The 25,138-nt window shown below is 45.5% G+C and carries 25 protein-coding genes and 1 pseudogene; 5 read left to right on the forward strand and 21 right to left on the reverse strand.

From position 1 onward, the window contains the following. Window positions 1–3: 3 nt before the first annotated feature. A complete protein-coding gene (gene orn / locus ICN41_RS02120) occupies window positions 4–612 on the reverse strand; it encodes an oligoribonuclease (protein ID WP_370629076.1) in 609 nt (202 codons plus the stop codon). Continuing rightward, a complete protein-coding gene (locus tag ICN41_RS02125; RefSeq protein ID WP_216291143.1) occupies window positions 609–2,648 on the reverse strand; it encodes a spermidine synthase in 2,040 nt (679 codons plus the stop codon). The genes orn and ICN41_RS02125 overlap by 4 nt, the downstream gene beginning before the upstream one ends. 323 nt (window positions 2,649–2,971) lie before the next feature. Here ICN41_RS02125 and ICN41_RS02130 point away from each other — a divergent pair, with 323 nt between their 5' ends. Further along, window positions 2,972–4,222, forward strand: coding sequence for a M48 family metallopeptidase (locus tag ICN41_RS02130; RefSeq protein ID WP_216291144.1), 1,251 nt, complete (start codon window positions 2,972–2,974; stop codon window positions 4,220–4,222). Window positions 4,223–4,227: 5 nt separating this feature from the next. After that, entirely contained in the window at window positions 4,228–5,241 is a 1,014-nt protein-coding gene (gene rsgA, locus ICN41_RS02135) for a ribosome small subunit-dependent GTPase A (protein WP_216291145.1), read from the forward strand. Here rsgA and ICN41_RS02140 read toward each other — a convergent pair. From ICN41_RS02140 to rpsP, 6 genes are all read right to left on the reverse strand, one after another. Continuing rightward, on the reverse strand, window positions 5,186–6,145 hold the full coding sequence (locus ICN41_RS02140) for a CobD/CbiB family protein (RefSeq protein WP_216291146.1): 960 nt from the start codon (window positions 6,143–6,145) through the stop codon (window positions 5,186–5,188). The two genes, rsgA and ICN41_RS02140, sit on opposite strands and share 56 nt — an antisense overlap. Next, window positions 6,142–6,879 carry a CoA pyrophosphatase gene (locus tag ICN41_RS02145; protein ID WP_216291147.1) on the reverse strand — a complete coding sequence of 246 codons (738 nt, stop codon included), beginning with the start codon at window positions 6,877–6,879 and terminating at the stop codon, window positions 6,142–6,144. The genes ICN41_RS02140 and ICN41_RS02145 overlap by 4 nt, the downstream gene beginning before the upstream one ends. Window positions 6,880–6,942: 63 nt before the next feature. Next, window positions 6,943–7,338: a 50S ribosomal protein L19 gene (gene rplS / locus ICN41_RS02150; RefSeq protein ID WP_216291148.1), complete on the reverse strand. Its 396-nt coding sequence runs from the start codon at window positions 7,336–7,338 to the stop codon at window positions 6,943–6,945. Between the two features lie 136 nt (window positions 7,339–7,474). Further along, on the reverse strand, window positions 7,475–8,221 hold the full coding sequence (gene trmD, locus ICN41_RS02155) for a tRNA (guanosine(37)-N1)-methyltransferase TrmD (protein ID WP_216291149.1): 747 nt from the start codon (window positions 8,219–8,221) through the stop codon (window positions 7,475–7,477). Between the two features lie 15 nt (window positions 8,222–8,236). Next, entirely contained in the window at window positions 8,237–8,803 is a 567-nt protein-coding gene (gene rimM / locus ICN41_RS02160; protein WP_216291150.1) for a ribosome maturation factor RimM, read from the reverse strand. Window positions 8,804–8,896: 93 nt separating this feature from the next. Continuing rightward, a complete protein-coding gene (gene rpsP, locus ICN41_RS02165) occupies window positions 8,897–9,142 on the reverse strand; it encodes a 30S ribosomal protein S16 (RefSeq protein ID WP_062311119.1) in 246 nt (81 codons plus the stop codon). A 280-nt stretch (window positions 9,143–9,422) separates the two neighbouring features. On the opposite strand from rpsP, the gene ICN41_RS02170 reads away from it, so the two are divergent. Together ICN41_RS02170 and ICN41_RS02175 are read left to right on the forward strand one after the other, a co-directional pair. Then, window positions 9,423–9,902, forward strand: coding sequence for an META domain-containing protein (locus tag ICN41_RS02170; protein WP_255537843.1), 480 nt, complete (start codon window positions 9,423–9,425; stop codon window positions 9,900–9,902). A gap of 12 nt (window positions 9,903–9,914) precedes the next feature. Further along, the gene (locus ICN41_RS02175) at window positions 9,915–10,361 is read left to right on the forward strand and encodes a hypothetical protein (RefSeq protein ID WP_216291152.1); all 447 of its coding nucleotides are present in this window, start codon (window positions 9,915–9,917) and stop codon (window positions 10,359–10,361) included. Between the two features lie 36 nt (window positions 10,362–10,397). Here the strand turns inward: ICN41_RS02175 and ICN41_RS02180 are convergent, their stop codons facing one another. From ICN41_RS02180 to ICN41_RS02200, 5 genes are all read right to left on the reverse strand, one after another. Further along, window positions 10,398–12,185: an acyl-CoA dehydrogenase gene (locus ICN41_RS02180; protein WP_216291153.1), complete on the reverse strand. Its 1,788-nt coding sequence runs from the start codon at window positions 12,183–12,185 to the stop codon at window positions 10,398–10,400. A 22-nt stretch (window positions 12,186–12,207) separates the two neighbouring features. After that, a complete protein-coding gene (locus tag ICN41_RS02185) occupies window positions 12,208–13,143 on the reverse strand; it encodes an electron transfer flavoprotein subunit alpha/FixB family protein (protein WP_216291154.1) in 936 nt (311 codons plus the stop codon). Then, the gene (locus ICN41_RS02190; RefSeq protein ID WP_216291155.1) at window positions 13,144–13,893 is read right to left on the reverse strand and encodes an electron transfer flavoprotein subunit beta/FixA family protein; all 750 of its coding nucleotides are present in this window, start codon (window positions 13,891–13,893) and stop codon (window positions 13,144–13,146) included. It lies immediately after the preceding gene. Between the two features lie 64 nt (window positions 13,894–13,957). Continuing rightward, window positions 13,958–15,610: an acyl-CoA synthetase gene (locus ICN41_RS02195; RefSeq protein ID WP_216291156.1), complete on the reverse strand. Its 1,653-nt coding sequence runs from the start codon at window positions 15,608–15,610 to the stop codon at window positions 13,958–13,960. Window positions 15,611–15,631: 21 nt separating this feature from the next. Next, complete coding sequence (locus tag ICN41_RS02200) at window positions 15,632–16,552, reverse strand: histone deacetylase family protein (protein WP_216291157.1); 921 nt, start codon at window positions 16,550–16,552, stop codon at window positions 15,632–15,634. Between the two features lie 51 nt (window positions 16,553–16,603). Between ICN41_RS02200 and ICN41_RS02205 the strand changes: the two genes are divergently transcribed. Next, window positions 16,604–17,863 (forward strand): lytic transglycosylase domain-containing protein, encoded by a 1,260-nt coding sequence (locus tag ICN41_RS02205; RefSeq protein ID WP_216291158.1) that lies wholly within the window; start codon window positions 16,604–16,606, stop codon window positions 17,861–17,863. On the opposite strand, the gene cysM is transcribed toward ICN41_RS02205, so the two are convergent. The 8 genes and pseudogenes from cysM to ICN41_RS02245 all read right to left on the reverse strand — a co-directional run. Beyond that, the gene (gene cysM, locus ICN41_RS02210) at window positions 17,860–18,771 is read right to left on the reverse strand and encodes a cysteine synthase CysM (RefSeq protein ID WP_216291159.1); all 912 of its coding nucleotides are present in this window, start codon (window positions 18,769–18,771) and stop codon (window positions 17,860–17,862) included. The genes ICN41_RS02205 and cysM overlap by 4 nt on opposite strands. Before the next feature lie 41 nt (window positions 18,772–18,812). Next, window positions 18,813–19,235 carry a helix-hairpin-helix domain-containing protein gene (locus tag ICN41_RS02215; protein ID WP_216291160.1) on the reverse strand — a complete coding sequence of 141 codons (423 nt, stop codon included), beginning with the start codon at window positions 19,233–19,235 and terminating at the stop codon, window positions 18,813–18,815. A gap of 103 nt (window positions 19,236–19,338) precedes the next feature. Further along, entirely contained in the window at window positions 19,339–20,079 is a 741-nt protein-coding gene (locus ICN41_RS02220) for an alpha/beta hydrolase (protein ID WP_216291161.1), read from the reverse strand. 8 nt (window positions 20,080–20,087) lie between these two features. Beyond that, window positions 20,088–21,116, reverse strand: a complete 1,029-nt coding sequence (gene rfaD, locus ICN41_RS02225) for an ADP-glyceromanno-heptose 6-epimerase (RefSeq protein ID WP_216291162.1) — start codon at window positions 21,114–21,116, stop codon at window positions 20,088–20,090. Beyond that, on the reverse strand, window positions 21,113–22,042 hold the full coding sequence (gene rfaE1, locus ICN41_RS02230; protein ID WP_216291163.1) for a D-glycero-beta-D-manno-heptose-7-phosphate kinase: 930 nt from the start codon (window positions 22,040–22,042) through the stop codon (window positions 21,113–21,115). The genes rfaD and rfaE1 overlap by 4 nt, the downstream gene beginning before the upstream one ends. Window positions 22,043–22,083: 41 nt before the next feature. Further along, window positions 22,084–23,448, reverse strand: a complete 1,365-nt coding sequence (locus ICN41_RS02235) for a UDP-glucose/GDP-mannose dehydrogenase family protein (protein WP_216291164.1) — start codon at window positions 23,446–23,448, stop codon at window positions 22,084–22,086. Window positions 23,449–23,483: 35 nt separating this feature from the next. Then, window positions 23,484–24,695, reverse strand: a complete 1,212-nt coding sequence (lapB, locus tag ICN41_RS02240; RefSeq protein WP_216291165.1) for a lipopolysaccharide assembly protein LapB — start codon at window positions 24,693–24,695, stop codon at window positions 23,484–23,486. Between the two features lie 66 nt (window positions 24,696–24,761). Beyond that, a pseudogene (locus ICN41_RS02245) lies at window positions 24,762–25,100 on the reverse strand (integration host factor subunit beta); the annotation flags it as partial. Between the last annotated feature and the right edge of the window lie 38 nt (window positions 25,101–25,138).

The raw sequence follows: 25,138 nt of genomic DNA on the forward strand, positions 1-25,138 counted from the left end.
AACTTACTGCGGTAAGGGAACAATAAATTTTTCACGGTAATACTTCAGCTCTTCAATCGACTCTTCGATATCGGCCAAGGCAGTATGTGCCTGATTTTTAGTAAATCCTTTGACTAACTCTGGATGCCAGCGCTTGCACAACTCTTTCAGAGTGGAGACGTCAATATTTCGATAATGAAAATAGGCCTCTAGTTTTGGCATGTACTTAGCCATGAAGCGTCTATCTTGACCGATCGTATTGCCACACATGGGAGCTATACCTGCTTTGATATATTGCTTTAAAAAAGCAATACACTCGGCCTCGACAGTCGCCTCATCTTGAGTTGATGCTTTTACCTTATCAATCAAACCCGAACGTCCATGGGTACCTTTATTCCAAGCATCCATGGCATCCAGAACTAAATCCTCCTGATGAACCACCCAAACCGGTGCAGTTGCGATGGTATTGAGATGGGCATCAGTGACAATGATGGCAATCTCTAAAATACGCTCAGTTTCTGGGTTTAAGCCTGACATCTCCATATCCACCCAGATCAAATGTTCGCTTGCTGGGGCAGTCTTTGGAGCAATAGGGCTACTAGTATTTGGTTGTTCGCTCATACCTGTTTTCATTTAATGATTGATAAGAGACTACTGTAATCATCGCGCCACACGGTAAAACCCTTAGGATCTTCGATCTCTTGCGCGTTAATGAATTGAATATCCCGAAAAGCCTTCTTATCTTTACTGATTAGCGCCCATTCAGAACGATAGCCTACCTTCGTTTTTGAGGCAGCAAAGCTTACTAATTTGACATCTTGATTAAATGTATTTGCGGCAGTTTTAATAACTGGGCTCAAGTTTAGAAAGCGATTTGTAATGTGCAATGCCAAAATGCCATCGCTCTTTAAATGCCTAAAGTAATGAGTAAATGCTTCTTGGGTAAGTAAATGAATCGGAACAGAATCGCCCGAGAAAGCATCGATTACAAGAACATCAAACTGTTGATTTGGCTCCTGCTCTAATTGTAAGCGCGCATCACCCAAAACATACTCGATGTCGGCAGGACTCTTAGATAAAAAAGTAAAGTGCTTTTTAGCAGCATCAATCACTTGGGGATTAATTTCATAAAAGCGGTATTGATCCCCTTTGCGTGCATAACCAGCCAAGGTACCAACACCCAAACCTACTACACCTACTTTTATAGGCTGACTAGATTGAGATTTAACCAAGATGGCCTGGCCAACACCACTTTCACGAACATAGTAGGTGGTCGGCTCTTGCGCTTTTGCAGGATCAATAAATTGATTGCCATGGCTAATTTGGCCATGTTGCATTGTTTTATAGCCATTAGCCTGATCTATATAAACTTTTAAGGTGCCATAAAAATTTCGATGACTCAACTCAATGCCAGCAATATCGTGTGAATGATCGCCAATGCGAATCACGCTAATGAGCACTAGAAAAGAGGCGATTCCTGTAACCGCAGCGATCTTTAATTGGATATTTTTAAATTGCGCATTGGATAAAAAGACCAAGGCAACGACGATTCCTGTTAATACAATACCGATTGATAACTCGTAGTTTTCAGTAAACCAATATGGCGCAATGATGCCTACAAAAAAGCCGCCCATCACACCACCTACCGCCAACATCAAGTAATAAGTTGTTAAATAGCGAGAGTTAGGCTGTTGGGATGCTAGCTCGCCGTGACAGACCATACAAACAACAAAGAATGAAAACAAATTGATGCCCGTAGAAACAATCACTGGCAATTCGTTTAAGCCCAAGGTTGGCAAGTAAGCCAGAATAAAGAGCGCCGCTACCAGTAAGGGTAGAAATAACTTCCGCTGATACCAACCGCTACCCTCAAAACAAATAATGAAAGAGAGTAAATAAAGAGCTAATGGTGCAACCCAAATCATCGGGACAGGGGCAATATTTTCAGTTAAGAAGCTAGTGTCTGCCACCATTAATATGGATGGACATGCCGCCAACAATATCCATATCATTAAACGAGAAGCAGAGGGTGCAGGAGCTGACTCTTTTTCTGCTTCTATGAGGGCAATACTATGACGATTGCGCCATGCCAAGATTGCGCAGGTCAATACAAACACCACATACAACCCAGACCAGCAATACGATTGCCACTGAGTTGGCAGCATTGGCTCAAATGCAATCGGGTAAGCCAGCAAAGCCAGCATGGATCCAAAATTAGACAAGGCAAATAAGCGGTATGGAATGCCGCCTGTACGCTCACGTGCAAACCAGGCCTGAATCAATGGACCAGTTGTAGAAAGCACGAAATAAGGTAAACCAATCGAAGCAAATAAAAGGCCCAGAATTTGAAGGGTAGGATTTTCGCTGCCGGTAGGCTTCCATATCTCACTAGCAGTTAGAGGGAGCAAAGATAAGCTAATCAATAGCAGCGCAATGTGCAAGATACTTTGCCGATAAGGGCTTAGCATTTTCACAATCCAATGCGAATAGACATAACCAAACAGCAAGGTAGCTTGGAAAAACAGCATGCAGGTTGTCCAAACCGATGCCGAACCACCAAACCATGGCAGGATCATTTTTCCAATTAGTGGCTGCACCTGGAACAATAAAAAGGCGCTTAAAAAAATAGTAAGGCCGTATTGAAAAGTCAGTTGTAAGTTGTATTTCATATTGCTCTAGGGTGATGGTACTTTTTAATGGACTTCATTTGGATTCATTTTTGGCCTCAGTAAGCTAGAGCAGAATAACCCTAAACAATAACTTTCCAAGCACAGGCATTTATTAGCAACAATTTTTATAGGGTTAGATTCTAATATGGGCTGAACTTATTGTATTTATAGGCTCTCAATGGCCTTTTTATTGCCATCGTTTGACCTTCTATGGATCAACCCAAGAGGATCCCAGCCAAGTCTTGAGAAACCATCCTATTTGACATGGCGACTAAAGCTACCGCTTAAGTCAGGATTGATAGATTTACAAATATAATGACCTCATGACCTTCACTATTATTTTTCTCATTGCTTTTATTGCTAGTTTTGGCCTACGCCACTGGCTTTCTCAACGTCAAATTCGTTATGTGGCACAACATCGCGATAGCGTGCCAGCCGAATTCGCTGAAAAAGTCACTTTAGCGGAACATCAAAAAGCAGCTGACTACACCATTGCCAAATTACGTTTGGGCATTTTAGAAAATGGCGTAAGCGCCATTATTCTCATTACCTTCACCTTATTGGGTGGTTTAGAGATTCTCAATCTAGCTTTACTTCAACTATTGGGTGCTGGTATTCCTCAGCAAATGGCCCTCTTGATATCGGTTGTGCTGATCTCCGGAATTCTTGACCTCCCCTTTTCTTGGTACAAGCAGTTTTATCTAGAAGAACGTTTTGGCTTTAACCGCATGAACAAAAAATTATTCTTTAGCGATATGGTGAAGGGCATTGGGGTTGGCGGTGCGATTGGCGTTCCCTTGCTATGGGTCATCCTTACTCTCATGGCTAAGGCTGGTGACTTTTGGTGGCTCTGGGCTTGGGGTGTTCTGACCGCTTTTAGTTTATTAATGCAGTGGATTTTCCCAAGCTTTATTGCGCCTTTGTTTAATAAATTTGTCGCACTCGATGATGGTCCACTCAAAACTCAAATTGAAGCTTTACTAAAGCGCTGTGACTTTGCAAGCCAAGGCTTGTTTGTGATGGATGGTAGCAAAAGAAGTGCTCATGGCAATGCATTTTTTGCTGGCATGGGTAAAGCGAAGCGCATTGTATTTTTTGATACATTGATTGAAAAACTCAATCCAGGCGAAGTGGAAGCTGTGCTTGCCCATGAACTAGGGCATTTCAAATGCAATCATATTCGTAAGCGTCTCCTGGTCTCTTTTGCTCTGAGCTTCGGTATGTTTGCATTACTAGGTTGGATTAGCACCAAGGTGTGGTTCTATACCAACCTAGGCGTCCTGCCTAACTTAAATGGATATAACGGCGGTCTGGCACTGACACTCTTTATGTTGGTATCACCCGTATTTAGCTTTTTCTTTACCCCTTTATCCAGCTTAGCCTCGCGTAAACATGAATATGAGGCCGATGGATTTGCTGCAGAAAAATCATCAGCGAAAGATTTGATCTCAGCCTTGGTCAAACTCTACCAAGACAACGCATCGACCTTGACCCCAGATCCTCTGTATACCGCATTTTATAGTTCACATCCCCCTGCTCCCTTGCGTATTGCCAATTTGCAGCGCTTTCACTAGAGAATATGGATTCATTTCTTGCGCTACTGACAGCTTCTTATGGAAGACACTATTTAGCGCAACGGATTACTAAGGATGCTCTTGGTAATCAGATTCTTGGTGATGAACTGATTCAGGTGAGCACACCAGCCAAGCAGCATGTTGGTGCAGTAGGTGATCGATTATTGCTTGAGAGCACCTCCGCTGATCAGGCGCGCATTGTAGAAATTCAACCGAGAGAAAATTTGCTCTATCGCTCCGACGCATTTAAAAGCAAGTTGATTGCATCTAACGTTGATCAGATTTTGGTAGTGCTGGCAACCCAGCCTGCATTTTCACCCGACCTATTGGGAAGGGCGGTGGTTGCTGCTGAGACAAACCAAATTGGCTTGCACATTTTGCTGAACAAAAGTGATCTAAAAGATAACATAGTGCATGCGCGCAAAATCATTGAACCCTACGTCCGCATGGGCTACCCGGTAAGTGAAGTCTCAGCAAAATTTGATGCTGAATCGATTGATGCATTGCGACCCGCCCTACAAGGCAAAGTATCTGTTTTTGTTGGCCAATCAGGTATGGGTAAGTCCAGCTTATTAAATGCCTGGGTACCTAATGCTGCAGCTCTCACTCAAGAATATTCTGTGCGATTAGATACTGGTAAACACACCACGACTGCCTGTCGTTACTTTGAGTTACCAGAATCGTGGGGGCGTGATGCAAGCGGGAGATTAGGCGCTCTGATTGACTCTCCTGGATTTCAGGAATTTGGTTTAGCTCACATGTCTGTGAGTGAACTACAGCATGCCTTTAGAGAATTTAAAGATCTCTTAGGTAAATGCCGTTTTCATAATTGCGCCCATCAAGCTGAGCCTGACTGTGCAGTTCGAGAAGCGGTAGAAAGAAATGAAATAGCGCCAGAGAGATTGGCGCTATTCAGGCAGCTGCGTTCAGATTCAAAAACAGCGGATACGCAATTACAGGGTATTAGCCAAGCCAAACAGCGATGGTCAGCATTAGCAACAAAGCCATCCAAGCGATAACCAAACGCCATACCAAACCGACAGCAGAACGCATGGTGCGCTCAGTAGGCTCCATACCTACTTCATAGACCAAAGGCTCACCAGCCTCAGCCATACGCAAAGCTTCATCGCTATCGGGTTCGCTTAAGGGCTCACCCAGGCGAACACCAAGTGCACCACTACCAGAAGCCAGGATTACACATGACAATGAATCGCCCCATTTCTGAGTAAGGTAACGCCAGCCATAGACGGCGCCCTCAAAATTACCCACAATGGCAAAGCCCATGGCAGTAATACGTGCAGGAATCCAATCCAATACGTAGAAGAAATGGCGCGCAGATTCACTGAGGTTAAAGTCACCACGCTCAGACCAGCGCTGTGCCGCCGTATCAGCTAAACGGTATAAGACAACTCCAGCTGGGCCCATTGGCATCAAGAACCAAAAGAGCACACCAAAGACATGACGATGCGAACCAATAATCGCACGCTCTAACGCTAAAGAAATCACTTCAGTTTCTGTCAGGTTAGAGGTATCTAACTCTGGTCCATACCATTCACCGAGTGCGGCGCGTGCTGCAGGCAGATCATGACTCTCGATTGCCTCATGTACCAAAGTAAATGAATGACTGAACTGACGAAATCCAAAAAAGAGATAAGCAATGATGATGTTCCAGATGAAACCTAAAACGGGATAGGTCACCATGCAAACTACATAAATCACAAACACTAAAAAGGTCGGCAGAATAAATGCCACCATACAAGCCATGCGTGCGCCAACTGGACTTGCACCTGCCTCTGTCTTGCCGCCGAATTCACCAGCGACCCAATCCAACCAACGAGCACTCATGCGAGCGATCCAATGGCTAGAGGTTACCGGGCGATATTGCTCGGCAATGAGGGCGAAGAGAATGGAAAAGAAAGTCATACTTTTAATAGATGATAAAGGTTACGCAACATTCCGGCAGTGGCGCCCCAAATAAACCGATTTTCGTAGGGCATCGCATAAAAACGGCGGCTACCCTGCTCACTTTGCCACATCCTTACTTGATGATTGGCTGGATCCATCAAAAACTGTAGGGGAACCTCAAAAACATCAGCCACTTCAAACTCATCTAATACGTATTCTGCCTGAGCTTGAACCAAGCCAACCACAGGGGTCACACTGTATCCAGAAACTGTGAGGTATTGAGGCATATGCCCAATTATCTCAACACGACTACGTTCCAAACCAATTTCCTCTTCGCTTTCACGCAAGGCCGTGTCATTAGGACCCGCATCTCCAGGATCCATCCTGCCACCCGGAAAACTAATTTGCCCGGCATGGTCACGCAGATGATTCGTTCTCTGGGTTAATAAAACTGATAAGCCATCTTCTTTTAGCAACAAAGGAATCAAAACAGCCGCCTCAGTTATCTTGCCTGCAGCCTGACGTTTAGCAATAATGTCAGCCACCATCACTTGCCGACTTTCATCGGTAATTTCAGGCTCCCAAATTGGAGGCGCCTGAAAACGTTGTCGCAATACTTCGGGCGCCAAAATCCCTGGAGAGACCTTCACTTGATCAGAGCAAACAGCATGAACCGGAACTGCTCGTGCATCAAACCCAGGAGGTGCAGCTACATTGATTGCATCTTCTTCGGGGGTTGGGATCTTGGACATAGTTATATTCTAAGGCAACAAAAAAGGCGACCGAGGCCGCCTTTTCTTGTGCAGCAAGGCAATTTACTCAGCAGCTGGAGCAGCTACTGGTTTAGTGCGAGCTTGCAACTTTTCTTTAATACGTGCTGACTTACCAGAACGATCACGCAAGTAGTACAACTTAGCGCGACGTACATCACCGCGACGCTTCACTTCAACGCTAGCGATCAATGGTGAATAAGTTTGGAAAGTACGCTCAACGCCTTCACCAGAAGAAATCTTACGCACGATAAAGCTGGAATTGAGTCCGCGATTACGTTTAGCAATCACAACGCCTTCAAAGGCCTGAGCACGCTTACGTGTACCCTCAACTACGTTTACGCTAACTACAACTGTGTCGCCAGGCGCAAAGCTTGGCAAAGTTTTGTTAGCACTTAAGCGAGCAATTTCTTCTTGCTCAATTTTTTCGATCAAATTCATTTTTAATCCTTAAACATCTTGTTAGCGTTTAATCCCGAGATATAAATCAACGGACCTAACAGAGGATGCAGTTAAAACAATTTCACTAAACCAAAAACCAAACCACCCATTCACTACTGCGCTTTACTTAAAGTATTTACAGCGAGCGAAGAAATTGTTCATCTTCTCGGGTTAGCAACCCATTTGCTCTGGCAGATTCAATTAAATCTGGCCTTAGCTTGAACGTCAGCTCCAAAGACTTTTGCCGACGCCAATCCGCTATTTTAGCGTGATGTCCGCCCAAAAGCACGTCTGGGACGGATAAATTTTCATATATTTCGGGTCGCGTGTAGTGTGGATAGTCTAAAAGGCCATTCATAAAGCTATCTTGGGCTGCAGATTCGCCATCCCCTAAAGCCCCTGGAATCAGCCTAATAACCGCGTCCATGATGGCCATAGCGGGTATTTCACCCCCTGAAAGCACAAAATCGCCGACCGAAAGCTGCAAATCGACATTACGATCAATAAAACGTTGGTCAACTGCCTCATAACGACCGCAAATAAAGCTGATATTGCCGTAATCCAGGATATTTCCAGCTATTTTTTGTGAAAAACGCTCCCCTTGGGGCGCCAGAAGACAAACAGGGCCACTTTTAAGCCCTGCAGCCTGATGTGCTGCTTTGATACCCCCAAGCGTATCTTCGAGTGGCTTTGCCATCATCACCATGCCTGGACCCCCGCCATAAGCGCGATCATCCACTGTCTTACGGGTATCGGAAGAAAAGTCGCGTGGATTCCACAAGTGAACACTAGCTAGAGATTGCTCACACGCGCGACCAGTAATGCCCCACTGCGTGAGTGCAGAGAACATCTCCGGAAATAAGGTCACGACATCAAAGCGCATTTTTTATTTTCTGGTTTATTGCCAGTCCAATTGCCAATCAAGAGTCATTAATTTATTTGGCAAGTCTACGTTTTGTACAACTTCTTTTACAAAGGGCACTAGGTATTTCATTTCTTTAGTAGCAGCATCGCCAATCGCAATCACACCATGCGCACCATTTTCAGTGACATCCAATACTTCACCTAAAGACTCATTTTGTAAATTGACGGCTTGGCATCCAATTAAGTCTACCCAGTAATAGCTATCACTTTCTACTTTTGGAAAAGCATCGCGTGCTACCAAGATACGCGCGCCCTTTAAGGCTAACGCTTGATCTCGATCTGCAATACCCTCCAATGCCATCACCACATTACCGCTATGCATCTTCGCATTCTTGACTTTGTATTGCGTCAGGGAGGCCTGCTCTACAGACGTAGAAACACCAGCATCCCTACGAGGGATCAAAGAAAGCCAAACTTGTTTAGAAGAGAGCAGTGCTACAGGGTCTGATGAGTGAGGTCTAATCTTCACTTGTCCCTGCAAACCTTGCGCTTCAGAAATGGCGCCAAGCTCAATCAAGTCATTTAGGGAAGGTGTACTCATGTGAAAGACACCTTATTTTCCCAAAATAAAACTGCGTAAAATCCTGCTTCTAAAAAACCCATCGCGAAGATGAAGTTTTTAGATAAATGATATTTAAACAGCAGGATTGTTTTTGATCAAACGAACAACTGTTGGAGATATTTGTGCACCAACACCAGTCCAGTAAGTCAAACGATCTTGAGCAATGCGCATGGCTTGCTCAGATTCAGCTGCTTGTGGATTGAAATAACCAATACGCTCGATAAAGTTCGAGTCGCGACGGTTGCGCTTATCAGTAGCAACAATGCTGTAAAAAGGGCGCTTCTTAGAACCGCCGCGTGCCAGTCGAATGACGACCATACTTATTCCTTAAAATCTAAAATGAAAACAGGTTGATTACAACCCAATGAAATTTCTACAAAAAAACTTGGGCTCCAACTCGTCATGCAAATGCACGATAGAGCGGAAAGCCTCATATTCTAGACGAAAACCCCTACTTCTTCCACCTATCTAAGCGCTTAAGCCAGTAGAATAGAAATCCATTCAAAGTAAAAAATACATATAAATCAATAGCTTATAAAAAATGACTGTCAAAATAGCCATTCCCAAGCCCCTTAAAAGCAGCCAAAATAGTCTATTGATGACGTTTTCCTGCCTTGGTTTATCCCTTTTGACAGCCTGCGCCAATGTCATACCTCCTTGCGGCGCCAAAACCAGCCCACCGAGCAGCGAGTTGCGCAACACTAAATGGGAGCTAACACGCTGGAATTTACCTCCCAACGCCAATGGCGAGGTCCGCACCCGCCAGATACCCCAAGGTGAAAATAGCAATCCCATCCAAATCATTTTTGATGCTAAGGGAGATAGGGTCAGCGGTTCAACTGGCTGCAATCGCTTTACAGCAAGCCTTGATGAAGATGCGAAAGGCTTTACCTTCAAACAAATTACTAGCACCAAAATGTCCTGCTCACCAGCTCGCAACGAACTTGAGAATGACTTTTTATACGAGCTCAATGACTATCGCAGTATCGTGCGCAATGGCGATCAATTACTCATGATCGGTGCCGACCGTGAAGTTTTAAGCTTTACTCAACGCAGCAACACAGTAACCAGTAAATAAGTTGAAAGATTCATGAAAAATTCGAAACTGATTTTTTGCGCACTGGGATTCTTTTTCCCAGGTACTGGTTTTAACTGCTTTTACTTACAAGGCTTCAAATCATTCTGGGCTTGGGTTCAATTCATCGCTTTCCTTGGTGGAATTGCAGGCTGGGGTCTTCTAAAAGCAGCCCACTTTCATTCAGCGCCAGGCTGGGTCTTAGTGACCTTCGGTTTTATTGCAATGGAAGCGAGTTGGTTAACCACCATTACTTTCGGTTTACGTGCAGATGAAAAATGGGATGCTCAATTTAATCCCGGTATCGAAGAGGTTAAGCGCACCCGCTCAGGCTGGCCAGTAATACTGACAGTGATATTTTCTTTGGTCTTCGGCGCTGGCGTCATGATGACTTTTTTAGCTGTCTCTTTTGAGCAATTCTTTATTTCTCAAATCTATGAAGCAAAAAAGCTATCCCAGTAATTGCGGATAGCTTTGCTGATTTAGAAAGAACGTATTCTAGAACTGCTCTACTGCTAACGCATTCGTAGATTGGCCACTCTCCACAATGGATGTTGCCAGTGCTTGTGCTTGTGGCAATAAATTTTCTGCAAAGAAACGGGCTGTAGCAATCTTGGCATCATAAAAACTAGGGTCGGCATCACGTAGACGCTGCGCTGCTAGTAGGCCACGAGCCATCTGCCATCCACCCAATACCAAACCACATAAGCGTAAGTAAGCAACGCTGCCTGCATATACTGCCTTGGTATCGCTCTTTGCATTCGTCAAGATGTAAGCAAGCGCCTCTTCAAAAGCATTACGCCCGGCACTAAGCTGCTTCAAAACTGCTTTTGCATCCTCAGTAGCACTAGCAGCTAGATCTTTTTCAGTTTGTTCAATCTTTTGAATAAGCACCTTCGCAGTAGCGCCACCATCTCGAACAGTTTTTCTACCAACTAAATCATTAGCCTGAATCGCAGTAGTACCTTCATATATTGTCAAAATGCGCGCATCACGATAATGCTGAGCTGCACCAGTCTCTTCAATGAAGCCCATGCCGCCATGCACTTGCACTCCAAGACTCGCAACCTCAATCGACATCTCTGTAGAGAAGCCTTTGACGATAGGAACTAAAAATTCATAGATAGCTTGGTTTGCTTTTTGTGCTGCCTCATCTGGTGCAGCATGTTGAGCATCATAAGCGGCTGCCGCATAGTAGGCCAGAGCTCGGCAAGCTTCTGTATAGGCACGCATTGTCATTAGCATGCGTTTCACATCCGGCTGATGAATGATGGCAACCGGACCAGGCGATCCTTCTAAGTCACGACTTTGAACACGATCCTTAGCGTACTGAACTGCTTTTTGATAAGCCCGTTCTGCGACTGCGATACCTTGCATGCCGACTGCAAATCGCGCGGCATTCATCATCACAAACATATACTCTAGACCACGGTTTTCTTCGCCAACTAAATAGGCAACAGCACCACCATGATCGCCAAATTGCAAAACTGCAGTAGGGCTCGCTTTAATGCCTAGCTTATGTTCAATGGATACACAATGAACATCATTGCGTTCACCTAAAGATCCATCCGAATTCACTAAGAACTTAGGTACCACAAACAAAGATATCCCCTTCACCCCCTCAGGTGCATCGGGCGTTCTTGCCAGAACTAGGTGCACGATATTTTTAGCCATATCGTGCTCACCATAGGTGATATAAATCTTGGTGCCAAAAATTCGATAAGTGCCATCACCTTCTGGGACAGCGCGTGAACGAACCATAGATAAATCCGATCCAGCTTGAGGCTCGGTCAAGCACATTGAGCCAGTCCACTCACCAGCAATCATCTGCGGTACAAATTTTTCTTGCAGCTCTGGGCTAGCCGCCGTAAGCAAGGCCTCAATTGCACCATCAGTCAGCATCGGACACAAGGCAAAAGAAAGGCTTGCGGAGTGAACCATCTCAAAACATGCAGAGGCAATTAGCTTTGGCAATCCTTGCCCACCAAATTCTGCAGGATGAATTACGCCTTGCCAGCCAGCAGCAGCGAACTGTGCAAAAGCATCTTTAAAACCGGGGGTAGTGGTAACAACACCATCCTTTAATGAACTCGGAGTTTGATCACTAGGCCAGTTCAGTGGCGCCACTACATCTTGATTAAATTTAGCTGACTCTTCCAATATAGCTGGCGCCAAATCAACGTCAGCACCCGCCTCTGCATAGGAGGGGTATGCCACAACCTCAGCGAGCCCCGCTAACTCATTCATTACAAACAACATATCCTTGACCGGTGCTACATATGGCATGACTACTCCTCTTTATTCGGTTCTAGCCAAGTGCTTTTGTTAACTCGGGCACTGCAGTATTTAAGTCAGCCACCAAACCGTAATCAGCCACACCAAAAATCGGTGCCTCTGGATCTTTATTGATTGCCACAATGACTTTGGAATCTTTCATTCCAGCCAAGTGCTGAATTGCTCCAGAGATGCCGACTGCAACGTAAAGTTGTGGGGCAACAATTTTGCCTGTTTGACCCACTTGATAATCATTAGGAACATATCCTGCATCTACTGCAGCACGTGATGCACCTAAAGCAGCGCCCAACTTATCGGCCAATGGAGTGATGATCTCTTGGTACTTTTCACCTGATCCCAAACCACGTCCACCAGAAACAATAATCTTGGCAGCAGTCAGCTCTGGACGATCTGATTTAGTCAGTTCACGACCGACAAAAGCAGATTTACCTGCGCTGTCAGCAGCTGCTTGTTTCTCAACTGCAGCAGAACCTCCACTTGCAGCTACTGGATCAAAGCCAGTTGTACGCACTGTAATCACTTTCACAGGATCGCCAGACTGAACAGTTGCAATAGCGTTACCCGCATAGATAGGACGCTCAAATGTATCAGCGCTCACCACCTTAGTAATATCCGACAGTTGCGCAACATCCAACTTAGCAGCAACCCGCGGCATTACATTTTTACCGTTAGCAGTTGCTGGCGCCAATAAATGACTATAGCTGCTCGCAATAGCAAGAATTTGAGCAGCCAAAGGCTCGGCTAATTGATCAGCTAAACCGGGCGCATCCACTTGAATGACTTTGCGCACACCAGCAATTTGGGCCGCTGCAGCTGCAGCGGCATCAGCACCGCTACCAGCTACTAAAACATCCACATCTGGGGAGCACTGCAAAGCAGCAGCTACCGTATTGAATGTCGCCGCCTTTAGGGACAGATTGTCGTGTTCAGCAATAACAAGAGCAGCCATTTAAATCACCTTCGCTTCATTTTTTAATTTATCAACAAGGGCTGCCACATCGGCAACCATGACACCGGCTGAGCGCTTAGGTGGCTCTTCTACCTTAATGGTCTTCAAGCGTGGAGCAATATCGACTCCAAGCTCTTCAGGCTTCACAATGTCCAAAGGTTTTTTCTTGGCCTTCATGATGTTTGGCAAAGTCACATAACGTGGCTCATTCAAACGTAAGTCTGTAGTGATGACTGCAGGCAAACTCAATGCGATCGTTTCTAAACCGCCATCGACTTCACGTGTGACTGTTGCCTTACCATCTGAAACGACTACTTTAGAAGCAAAAGTCGCTTGTGGAATATCGAGCAAACTAGCTAACATCTGACCAGTTTGATTGCTGTCATCATCAATGGCTTGTTTACCCAAGATAATGATTTGAGCTTGTTCTTTGTCTGATAGCGCCTTCAGAATCTTGGCAACAGCTAAGGGCTGCAGATCAGCATCAGTCTCTACCAAAATAGCACGATCAGCACCGATCGCTAAAGCAGTACGCAAGGTTTCTTGACACTGGGTAACGCCAGCAGTCACTACAACGACTTCAGTAGCTACACCCGCCTCTTTCAGGCGCACCGCTTCTTCAACAGCGATTTCATCAAAAGGATTCATACTCATTTTGACGTTGGCGATATCTACTCCGGAGTTATCAGACTTGACTCGTACTTTGACGTTGTAATCCACAACGCGCTTTACAGCTACTAAGATTTTCATTTGGAATTCTCAATAATGGTAATAATGTTTAAGGATCTATTTTATCCGCCCTAGAGCCGAAGATCTAGACATCAATAGCAGTGGCTGATCCAGCTTGCTTGCGCAACTCAAACTTCTGAATTTTCCCTGTTGAAGTCTTTGGCAGCTCACAGAACACAATGGCCCTTGGCACCTTAAAGCCAGCTAAATGTTGCTTACAGTGGGCAATGATCTCTTCAGCAGTCACTTCAGATCCGGACTTAATCTCCAGGAAAGCACAAGGCGTTTCACCCCATTTCGGATCAGGCTTGGCAACTACAGCAGCAGCGTTGACTGCAGGGTGACGATAAAGAACATCCTCCACCTCAACAGAGGAGATATTTTCCCCTCCAGAAATAATGATGTCTTTACTGCGATCTTTCATCTTCACATAACCATCGGGATTCATGACTGCTAAATCTCCTGAATGAAACCAGCCACCCTCAAAAGCCTCCTTGGTTGCTCTCTCATTCTTGAGATAACCCTTCATGGCGATATTGCCCTTAAACATGATCTCGCCCATAGTCTCACCATCAGCAGGTACTGGCTCCATCGTTTCTGGATTTAATACGGTAATCGCTTGTTGCAGGTGATAACGCACACCTTGTCTTGCATTTAAGCGCGCACGCTCTCCAATATCCATATCATTCCACTCATCTTGCTTAACGCAAACCGCAGCAGGACCATAGACCTCAGTCAAACCATACACATGGGTTAAGTCAAAACCCAATTTCTCCATACCTTCAATAATCGAAGCAGGCGGCGCAGCGCCAGCAATTAATCCTTTAACTCCTGCAGGCACGCCGGCCTTTAATTCTTCAGGGGCGTTGACTAATAAGTTATGCACAATCGGAGCTGCACAATAATGTGTCACGCCATGTTCTTTAATAGCAGCAAAAATATGTTGTGCATCAACACGGCGCAAGCAGACATTGACGCCTGCGCGCGCAGCAATCGTCCAAGGGAAGCACCATCCATTGCAATGGAACATGGGTAGAGTCCATAAATAGATAGGATGCTTGTTGATGTCCCAATCGAGCACATTAGAGATAGCATTAATGGCAGCGCCACGATGGTGATAAACCACGCCCTTTGGATTACCAGTGGTGCCAGAGGTGTAATTTAAACAAATGGCTTGCCACTCATCTGCAGGCACCTGCCATGCAAAATGCGGATCGCCTTCAGATAGCAACTTCTCATAAGTGAGTGTGCCCAACTTTTCACCTGGCACATCAAATTCTTTTTCCTCGGCATCGATCACCAAGATATCGCGACCACTTTCCTTCTTCGCAAGCTCAAGTGCTTTTTTCATCACAGCAGAAAACTCTGGATCAACGATAACGACTTTTGCTTCGCCATGATTGAGCATGAAGGCGATAGACTCTGCATCTAGGCGGGTATTTAAAGCATTCAATACAGCGCCCGCCATTGGAATTCCAAAATGGGCCTCTACCATCGGTGGCGTATTGGGCAGCATGACAGCAACCGTATCACCCAAACCAATGCCATGCTTTTGCAGAGCACTAGCTAAGCGTCGGCATCGCTCATAGGTTTGAGCCCAGGTCTGACGCAACTTTCCATGAATCACCGCCACTCGATTTGGATAGACCTCTGCTGATCTCTCCAGAAATAACAGCGGCGTAATCGGTGTGAAATTTGCAGGATTGCGATCTAAACCTTGTTCATAAATATTGGCCATCATTTACCTTTAGTTCAATTTTTAAATATCTGCTAGCGCTTTCACGTGAGCTACAACACTACGGCCTAGAGCAGAAAGGTTATAACCCCCCTCCAGGCAACTCACGATACGACCTTGCGCATATTCCTTAGCAATCTCTTTGAGGCGCTGAGTGATCCATACATAGTCATCCTCAACCAAGCCCATTTGCCCTAAATCATCCTCACGATGCGCATCAAAGCCCGCAGAAATAATAATGAGCTGTGGCTCAAAATTACGTAATGCCGGAAGCCAGCGCTCCTCCACAATCGAGCGCACAACATCGCCTCGAGTAGATGCAGGCAAAGGAATATTCACCATATTGTTCGCGTTATCTAAGCCACTATAGGGATAGAACGGATGTTGAAAAAAACTACACATCAACACATTTGGGTCATTGAAAAATGCCGCTTCAGTTCCATTACCGTGGTGAACATCAAAGTCAATAATAGCGACACGTTCAATGCCATAAGTCTCCATGGCATAACGTGCAGCAATGGCAACATTATCAAATACACAGAAACCCATAGAGCGTGTTGGCTCTGCATGATGACCCGGTGGTCTCACTGCGCAAAATACATTTTCGACCTCACCCTTCATCACCGCATCCACACCAGCAATCGCAGCGCCTGCAGCACGCAAAGATGCTCTGTAAGTATGTGGGTTCATGATGGTGTCGCCATCTAGCATGAAATAACCGCTTTCTGGAGAGCGCTCTTTAACAAAACTGATGTGATCAGGGCTATGCACGAGTTCTAGTTGATCTTCAGTAGCCAAGGGAGCATCTAGATGATGTAAGAAACGGTCAACGCCGCTTCGAATCAATTGATCATTGATTGCCTGAATTCTCTCAGGGCACTCTGGATGGTGACTTCCCATCTCATGTTTGAGAAAGTCTGGGTGAGTTATGTATCCTGTTGTCATTACTCGCATTCCTTAATAGCAAAATCGTTATTTTTATAATCTAATCTCGACATGAAATTTAGCGTCTCCTACCTACTTATTACCCTGCTTTTGGGAGCATGCTCAAACACCCCCATACAACCCACCAGCCAACCTAATTTTGCCCAACAGCCCATCGTAAACCAAGCTGAGGATACGGTCTCTGAGGCCCGTATGGGCCAAAATCTAAATGAACTGATAGCCCAGGTCTCCCAGGCCCAACAAATCCCGCTTTCGAGCTTAGAAGCTGGCTTCTTAGATGCTAAAACGATTCCATCCATACGCAAATTGGTATTACCCCCATCGGCCACCTTTAAAAAGAATTGGCTTGTTTACCGCCAGCGCTTTATTGAGCCAGTCCGCCTCAAGGCAGGCCGTGCCTTTTGGGAGCAAAACCAAGCCTTTTTGAGCCAAACCGAACAAGCCACGGGCGTTCCGGCTGAGCTGATTGTTGCCATCATCGGTATTGAAACCATCTATGGCCGCCAAACAGGCACTTTCAGAGTGAAGGATGTTCTTTCTACTTTAGCGTTTAGTTATCCGGACACTCCCAACAAAACTGCTCGAGAGCAACTTTTTAAAGATCAACTCAAAGAGCTCATCTTGCTCTGCTGGACTGAGGCTGGAGGCAAATTACCCTCCAATAACAGCTCCCAAGGCGTAAACCAATCTCGCCTCAATGCTTGCCTCAATCAAAACAGTTCTTATGCTGGCGCTATTGGCTTACCCCAATTTATGCCAAGTAGCATTCGCAGCTTTGCTATTGAAGGGGATGGAGATGGACGTATTGATCTAAGACAAAGCCCAAAGGATGCGATCGCTAGCGTTGCAAACTTTATGAAAATGCACGGCTGGCAAACGGGGATGCCCATTTATTTTCCGGTACAAGAAAAAGCGATTCCCGCAGCAAGGGCATTGGCCGACGGTGAACCTCAACTCAAATACACAGTTCAAGAACTAATCGATAAAGGAATTCTGACTGTCTCACAAGGGGATTTACAGGCTGGTGGCGTTGCTCCTCAAAGCAAAGCACTGATTGTGGATTTACCCTACCCAGATAAGGATGGCAATGATCAAGTTCACTATGTTGTGGGATTAAATAATTTTCTGTCGATTGTTCAATACAACCGCAGCTATTTTTATGCCCAAAGTGTTGCCGAGTTTGCACAAGAACTAGGCTACAAGAACCAAAGTGTTGTACCTGCTTTAACCACCCCGAAAGCAACTGCTAGCACAAGCGCCAAATCAAAGCCCAAAAATACCAAGACTAAGAAAAAAGTGAAGGGTAATTAAGCTGGAAATACTCCAGTAGATAAATAGCGGTCACCACGATCGCACACAATAAACACAATTGTGGCATTTTCAACCTGACGTGCAATCCGCAAGGCGACCACCAAAGCACCGCCAGCAGAGATTCCGCAGAAGATTCCTTCTTCAGCCGCTAAACGTCTTGCCATCTCTTCGGCATCAGCTTGTGTCACGTATTCAATACGATCTACCCTATCACCCTCATAAATCTTGGGCAGATACTCGGGCGCCCACTTTCGTATCCCCGGGATCTGCGAGCCCTCTTCAGGCTGGGCACCAATAATCTGAATATTCGGATTCATGGATTTGAGATAGGTGGATACGCCGGTAATGGTTCCTGTGGTGCCCATTGCGGATATGAAATGCGTGACCTGACCATCAGTATCCCGCCAGATTTCTGGGCCAGTGGTTTCAATATGAGCACGTGGATTATCCGGGTTAGCAAATTGATCGAGCAATCTACCGCGCCCTTCCCTTTGCAATTGCAAGGCATAGTCTCTTGCAAACTCCATACCACCAGATGCTGCAGTCAAAATAAGTTCTGCACCATATGCAGCCATACTTTGTCGACGTTCAATACTTTGATTTTCTGGCATCACCAAAATCATCTTGTATCCCAACATCGCAGCCGTCATAGCAAGCGCAATACCAGTATTGCCGCTAGTAGCCTCAATCAGAGTATCGCCAGGTTTAATTTCACCACGCTCTTGTGCGCGCATGATCATCGACAGCGCAGGTCGATCTTTGACCGACCCGGCTGGATTGTTGCCTTCTAATTTACCCAAGATCACATTATTGCGAGCGTTATTGTCTTGGCCAGGAATTCGCTGTAAGCGCACTAAAGGCGTATTGCCTACAGTTTGTGAAATGGTTAAATAAGATGGTTTGCTCATATGGCCATTTTAGCCACAAGCAAGCCTAAGCTCTATAAGGTTTAATTTCTGCGACCAGGTCCCGAACGCTCCGGCTGAGAACGAGCAGCACTTTGACCACGAGCGCCACGTCTGCTAGAACCCTCTTTCTTGGTTTTGCCATGAGGCTCCCGAAAAGAGCTAGGGGATTCGATGGTGAGTCCGTTATCCACCATTTTTTCAACAGATTTCATCCCAATCCCACGAACGCGTTTTTGTAAGTCATTAGCATCCTGAAAATGACCCCCATCTAAGCGCTCAGCAATAATTGTCTTTGCTTTTGCCGGACCTATGCCCTTAATGCTTTCTAACTCCGATTGGGTAGCCGTATTGACATTGATCGGCTCAGCACTCGCCATACCCAAAGCACCAAGGCAAAGCGTTGTCGAAAATACAAGTGCTTTCATTAAACTCTGCGCTGCCTGCAAGTTAAAGTATTGAGTCATTTTCTCTCCTGAAGTAAATAAAAAATCCACGCAGCCAAATTGCGTGGATTATCTACAACGAAAAGAAAAAGTGAAAGTTGACTGGACTACAAGTAAATCAGTATTAATGACTCAAAATAAAGCTTGCTGCCCTTTTAACAAATTCAGCTTCAGTTTGATTAAAGCCATGGAAAGCAAAGGATTGGCAAACCTCACCCTCAGTAACGCCTCCCTCAATCAATTCCAGCTTAGAAACCAGCTTTGGTGGCCTCCCCTCAATAATTCTTGAAGATGCTGATACTGGAGTGCCCGCACAAGCATCGTATTGGTGATGTATTGCTAATACCGGTAATGTCACTGCGTCATCCAATGATGCAGTTCGAATGGTTCCAGCAATAATGATTCCTGCCAGATTCTTTTTGGATTGATCAATTTCATTCGCATAGTATGTTGCCGTAGAACTACCCATGCTATGTCCAAAGATCCAAATAGGTAGCTTGAACTTATTTTTATAAAACGTGACCACCTCATCTACGCGAGTTAAGTGATCTTTACGACCTCGTAAATTTCCACGCCGCAGATCGCCAAGATCATATGGGGTATCAACTAGTACAGCATCAATTCCATACTGGGCCCACATCTCCATGGAGCGAATAAAAGTGTGTTTACTTCTTACAGAACCGCTATCAGAAATACCAGCCATGCCGCCACCGCCAGGAAAAAGCAGCACTAAAGCGCGTGGTTTTGATGCCTCAATCAATAAGGTTCGTGTGGGCGCCTCTTCTGAATGAGGCACATCAAAGACTTGCGCATGCGCAACTGAACAGAACACCCAAAAAGCAAGTACAAAAAATAACTTACTCAAGATATAGTTTATTTGGCGTCTAGAGGATTTGCCAAAAATCCTGCGTTGGCTTCAAGCCACTCAATATAACGACCAACGCCTTGCTCAACATTCAAGAAGGGTTCTGTGTAGCCAGCAGCGCGCAACTTACTCAAGTCAGCTTGAGTAAAGCATTGATACTTGCCTTTGAGCGCATCCGGAAATGGAATGTACTCAATGGCTTTTTCTTTAACCAATTCAGCTAAGGTAGCTGGCTTGGCTTGATCCAACCTACGCATCGCATTTGCAACTGCAAAGGCAACATCATTAAATGGTTGCGCACGACCAGTTCCTAAATTAAAGATACCGCTGATCTCTGGGTGGTCCAAGAAGAAGAGATTTACCTTGACGACATCTTCAACCGATACAAAGTCACGACTTTGCTCACCAGGTCCGTAACCTCCGTATTCACCGAATAACTTCACATGACCATTGGCCTTGTACTGATGGTATTGATGAAAAGCTACTGAAGCCATACGGCCTTTGTGTGATTCACGTGGTCCATAGACGTTGAAATATCGAAATCCAACCACTTGAGCGGTATTCGCATTTTCTGCAAAACGCTTGCGCATGAGCTGATCAAATAAAAATTTCGAGTAGCCATAAATATTCAGTGGCTTCTCATGCTCCCGACTCTCAACAAATACATCTGAGCCGCCATAAGTCGCTGCAGAAGAAGCATATAAAAGTTGTACTTTTTGAGCTGTGCAGATATCTAGCAAATCCATGGTGTAGCGATAGTTATTTGCCATCATGAAGATCCCATCGGTCTCCATCGTGTCAGAACAAGCACCTTCATGAAAAACTGCTTTCACCTTGCCAAAACGACCGCTTCTAAAAGCTTCTAAGAACTCATCTTTATCGAGGTAATCAATAATGTCGAGGTCAGCTAGATTGCGATACTTATCCGCCGGACTAAGATCATCTACGGCAATAATATTTTTTTCACCACGGGCATTGAGTGCCTGAACAATGTTAGCGCCAATAAACCCTGCTGCCCCAGTTACGATAATAGTCACTGTAATTCCTCTGAAGTCACGGTTGCTGTACCCAATTTGCCTACGACAATACCACCAGCACGATTAGCCAATCCCATCGCCTTTTCAAGCGGCCAGCCTGCAGCCAAGGCTACTGCCAGAGTAGCAATCACCGTATCGCCTGCGCCAGAGACATCAAATACCTCTCTAGCTTGCGCCCTAACGTGGCTAACACCTTGTTCAGTAAATAAACTCATGCCTTCTTCAGAGCGCGTTAAGAGCAAAGCCTGCAGATTGAGTGAGCGGCGTAAATCTTGCGCTCTGCGCGTGAGATCTTCCTCGCTAGTCCATTGACCAACTACTTGGCGTAATTCACTACGATTAGGCGTTAGGACAGTTGCCCCACGGTATTTTTCATAGTCTTCACCCTTGGGATCAACCAAAATCACTTTGTTTTGAGCGCGGGCTTGCTCAATCATATGTGCGACTTGACCTAAGGCGCCCTTGCCGTAATCAGACAAAATCACGACATCCGCACCACCAACTAGCTTTTCAAAACGCTCTAATTTATGAGCCAGGGCTTTTTCACTAGGAGTTTCTTCAAAATCTAGACGGATCAATTGTTGCTGGCGGGCAATCACCCGGAGCTTCACAATCGTTGGCACATTGGCATCAATTTCAAGCTGGCTATCAACACCGCTTGATTTGAGTAAGTCAACCACTCGCTGGCCTGGCTCATCATTACCAGCAATCCCTAGAATCGTTGTCTGGGCCCCTAATGCAGCAACATTACGCGCTACGTTTGCAGCACCGCCCAAGCGTTCATCAATCTTACCAACCTGAACTACTGGTACTGGCGCCTCTGGAGAGATGCGATTTGTATCACCAAACCAATAGCGATCCAGCATGACATCACCCACTACGAGCAGATGTGTTTTGGAGAATTGTTCTCGGTTCGCTTTTTCCACGGCAGACTTTTCTAATATGTTCTGTTGTTTGGTTGGCTGGTTTAATTATGTCGCCCAATACCCTGGTATTCAATGCCTAGCTCTTCCATAGCACTTGGCTCATAGAGATTTCGGCCATCAAAGACAATCGGATTCTTGAGTTTTTGTTTCACAACATCAAAATCTGGGCTGCGGAAGGCTTTCCACTCAGTCACGATCACCAATGCATCGCATCCATCTAAGGCCATCATCGGATCATTGACCATCGAGACCTTTTTCAAGCCGTCTGGGTTCTCTTTGAAATCTTGATCCAAGCAGTGTTGTGCTTCTTTCATAGCCACCGGATCATAAGCAACCACTTGTGCGCCACGCTTTACCAATTCCCCAATAATCACGCGGCTTGGAGCTTCACGCATATCGTCAGTATTGGGTTTGAATGCCAATCCCCACAATGCAAACTTCATCTTGCTAAGGTCTTTACCAAAACGCTTGTCGATCTTTTCGACGAGCGTATATTTCTGCGCTTCATTAACCGCTTCAACCGCTTGCAAAATCTTTAAGTCTCTACCGTGCTCATTGGCCGTTTTAGATAAGGCTGAAACATCTTTTGGAAAACAAGATCCACCATAACCAGTACCTGGATACAAGAAACCAAAGCCAATTCGAGAATCAGAGCCAATGCCTTGGCGTACCGCTTCAATATCAGCACCCACTAAATCCGCTAAATTAGCTAGCTCATTCATAAAGGAGATACGAGTAGCCAACATGGCATTGGCAGCGTACTTAGTCAGCTCAGCACTTTTAACGTCCATGTAATAAGTGCGCTCATGGTGACGATTAAATGGAGCATACAACTTACGCATTTGCTCCTTAGCGCGCAGGCCAGCAGGACTATTCTCTGTACCAATCACAATGCGATCTGGGCGCATAAAATCTTCAACCGCAGCACCCTCTTTTAAGAACTCAGGATTAGAGACTACTGAACATAAATCTACAGGTAGACCCCGCTTCTCCAACTCCTCAGTAATTGCTGCCGTCACTCTATCTGCAGTTCCTACTGGAACAGTAGATTTATCTACGATGACCTTAGGAGTGCTTGCATGACGGCCAATATTACGAGCAGCTGCCACAACATATTGGAGATCTGCAGATCCATCTTCATCAGGAGGGGTACCTACAGCAATAAATTGAATATCGCCGTGCGCCACTGAAGCAGCAATATCGGTTGAGAACTGTAAACGTCCAGCAGCGCGGTTGCGCTCAATCATTTCCTTAAGGCCAGGCTCATAGATTGGAACACCGCCAGAATTCAGGATCTCGATTTTTTTCGGGTCGAGGTCAAGACAAAAGACATTATTGCCCTGCTCAGCCAAGCATGCTCCCGTTACTAAACCTACATAACCACTACCGATGATGGTGACTTTCAAAATGGATTCCTATAAAAACACATTATTAAATGTTATTACATTGAAGGACCGCTAGGTGCGACACCCTCGCTACGTCTTGGGGAGTATGCCTCCCAATTGTTACATCCTGGACACTGCCAGTAAAAACGTCTTGCTCGGAAACCGCAATTACCACAGGTATATCGCGCCAAGCTCGTTGTTCTTTGACGCAAGAGGTGTAAAATCGACTTCAACTCCTGCACCCTATCGGGATTCGCATTACCTTCTTCTAGGGCCAGTCGTGTCTCTGCCAATTTAGATAGGGCACTTAAGCTTGGTGAGTGTTGCATTACCTGGGAGAGCATTGTATTTGCTGCCTGGATGCCTCGAATCTGCATGACTTGCTTATGCACGACATCCAACAGTTCACCGGATGCTTGTGTATTGAGTAATTCACATAAACGATCTAAGCCAGCTTCACTCTTACCTATATCTGTATGCGCCTTCATCCAGCGATCAGCAATTAAATGCATAAAGGCAGGATGCGAAGTAGCCACGACGCTCCAAGCATCAATCGCTTGTGCGGGCTGTTCTAATGCCATCAAATAATCGCCCTGCAAAATTAAGGCACGAGTGTGATTGGGTACCACTTGTAATGCTTCTTTTATAGAGCGCTCGGCACTAGCCAAATCTTTTGCATGCAATGATTCTTGGGCTAATTCGCAATAAAACTGAGCAATCTCGGTATGGTGAGATTTGCCTTGCAATGACTCTAGCTCGGAAGCGGCAATAATTGCCTTTTTCCAATCGCGCTCCACCTGGTACATCTCTAGCAGACTCTCTTTAGCGGGCGCCGCAAATTTGCCATGACCAACGCGATTTAATGAAGCTTCTGCACGATCCAATAAACCTGCACGCAAAAAATCTCGCCCTAACTCATAGGCAGCATGATCACGATCACGCGGCTTTAAATCATCACGATTCGCTAAATGTTGGTGCACGCGAATGGCACGCTCAGTCTCACCACGACGACGGAATAAATTCCCCAAGGAGAAATGCAATTCAATAGTTTCAGGATCCAACTGCGCAATCTTGACTAGGGTCTCAATTGCTTGATCAGGCTGCTCATTCAAGAGGAGACTTAAACCTTTAAAAGTTGAACGCTGCTGACGCATACGCTCACGCTCATCCATTCGATTCTCAAGGCGCAAGTCCCAGCGTGCAGCTAGCCAGCCAATACCAAACATGACTGGTAAAAGTAATAGCCAAGCTGTCTCTATCTGAATCATGCTGAGCAGACTTTAAATAAAAAAATGGTCCTGAAGGACCACTGAGGATGAGCCTGAATACTAGGCACCAGAACCCTCTTTAGGGCCCGCCTGTTTTAAAGGCTTGTAATCCACACGCTCACGCAACTCTTTGCCTGGCTTAAAGTGTGGAACACGTTTTTCTGGAATCAATACTTTTTCACCCGACTTTGGGTTGCGACCAGCGCGTGCAGGACGATGATGCAACACAAAACTACCGACACCTCGTAGCTCGATACGTTTACCCTCAGCTAATGCCTGGGTCATAGTGTCCAGCAAGGTTTTTACTGCCAACTCCACATCTCTAGGTAGAAGCTGCGGAAACTGTTCCGCGAGGCTCTCCACGAGTTCGGAGCGAGTAATAGCTTGTTGCTCTTGATCTGTCATGATCTATCAATAAAAAATCGCCGCTTCCCTCATGGAAA

Origin of the sequence: Polynucleobacter sp. 15G-AUS-farblos (assembly GCF_018882445.1) — a bacterium.
In the GTDB taxonomy this organism is placed as follows: domain Bacteria; phylum Pseudomonadota; class Gammaproteobacteria; order Burkholderiales; family Burkholderiaceae; genus Polynucleobacter.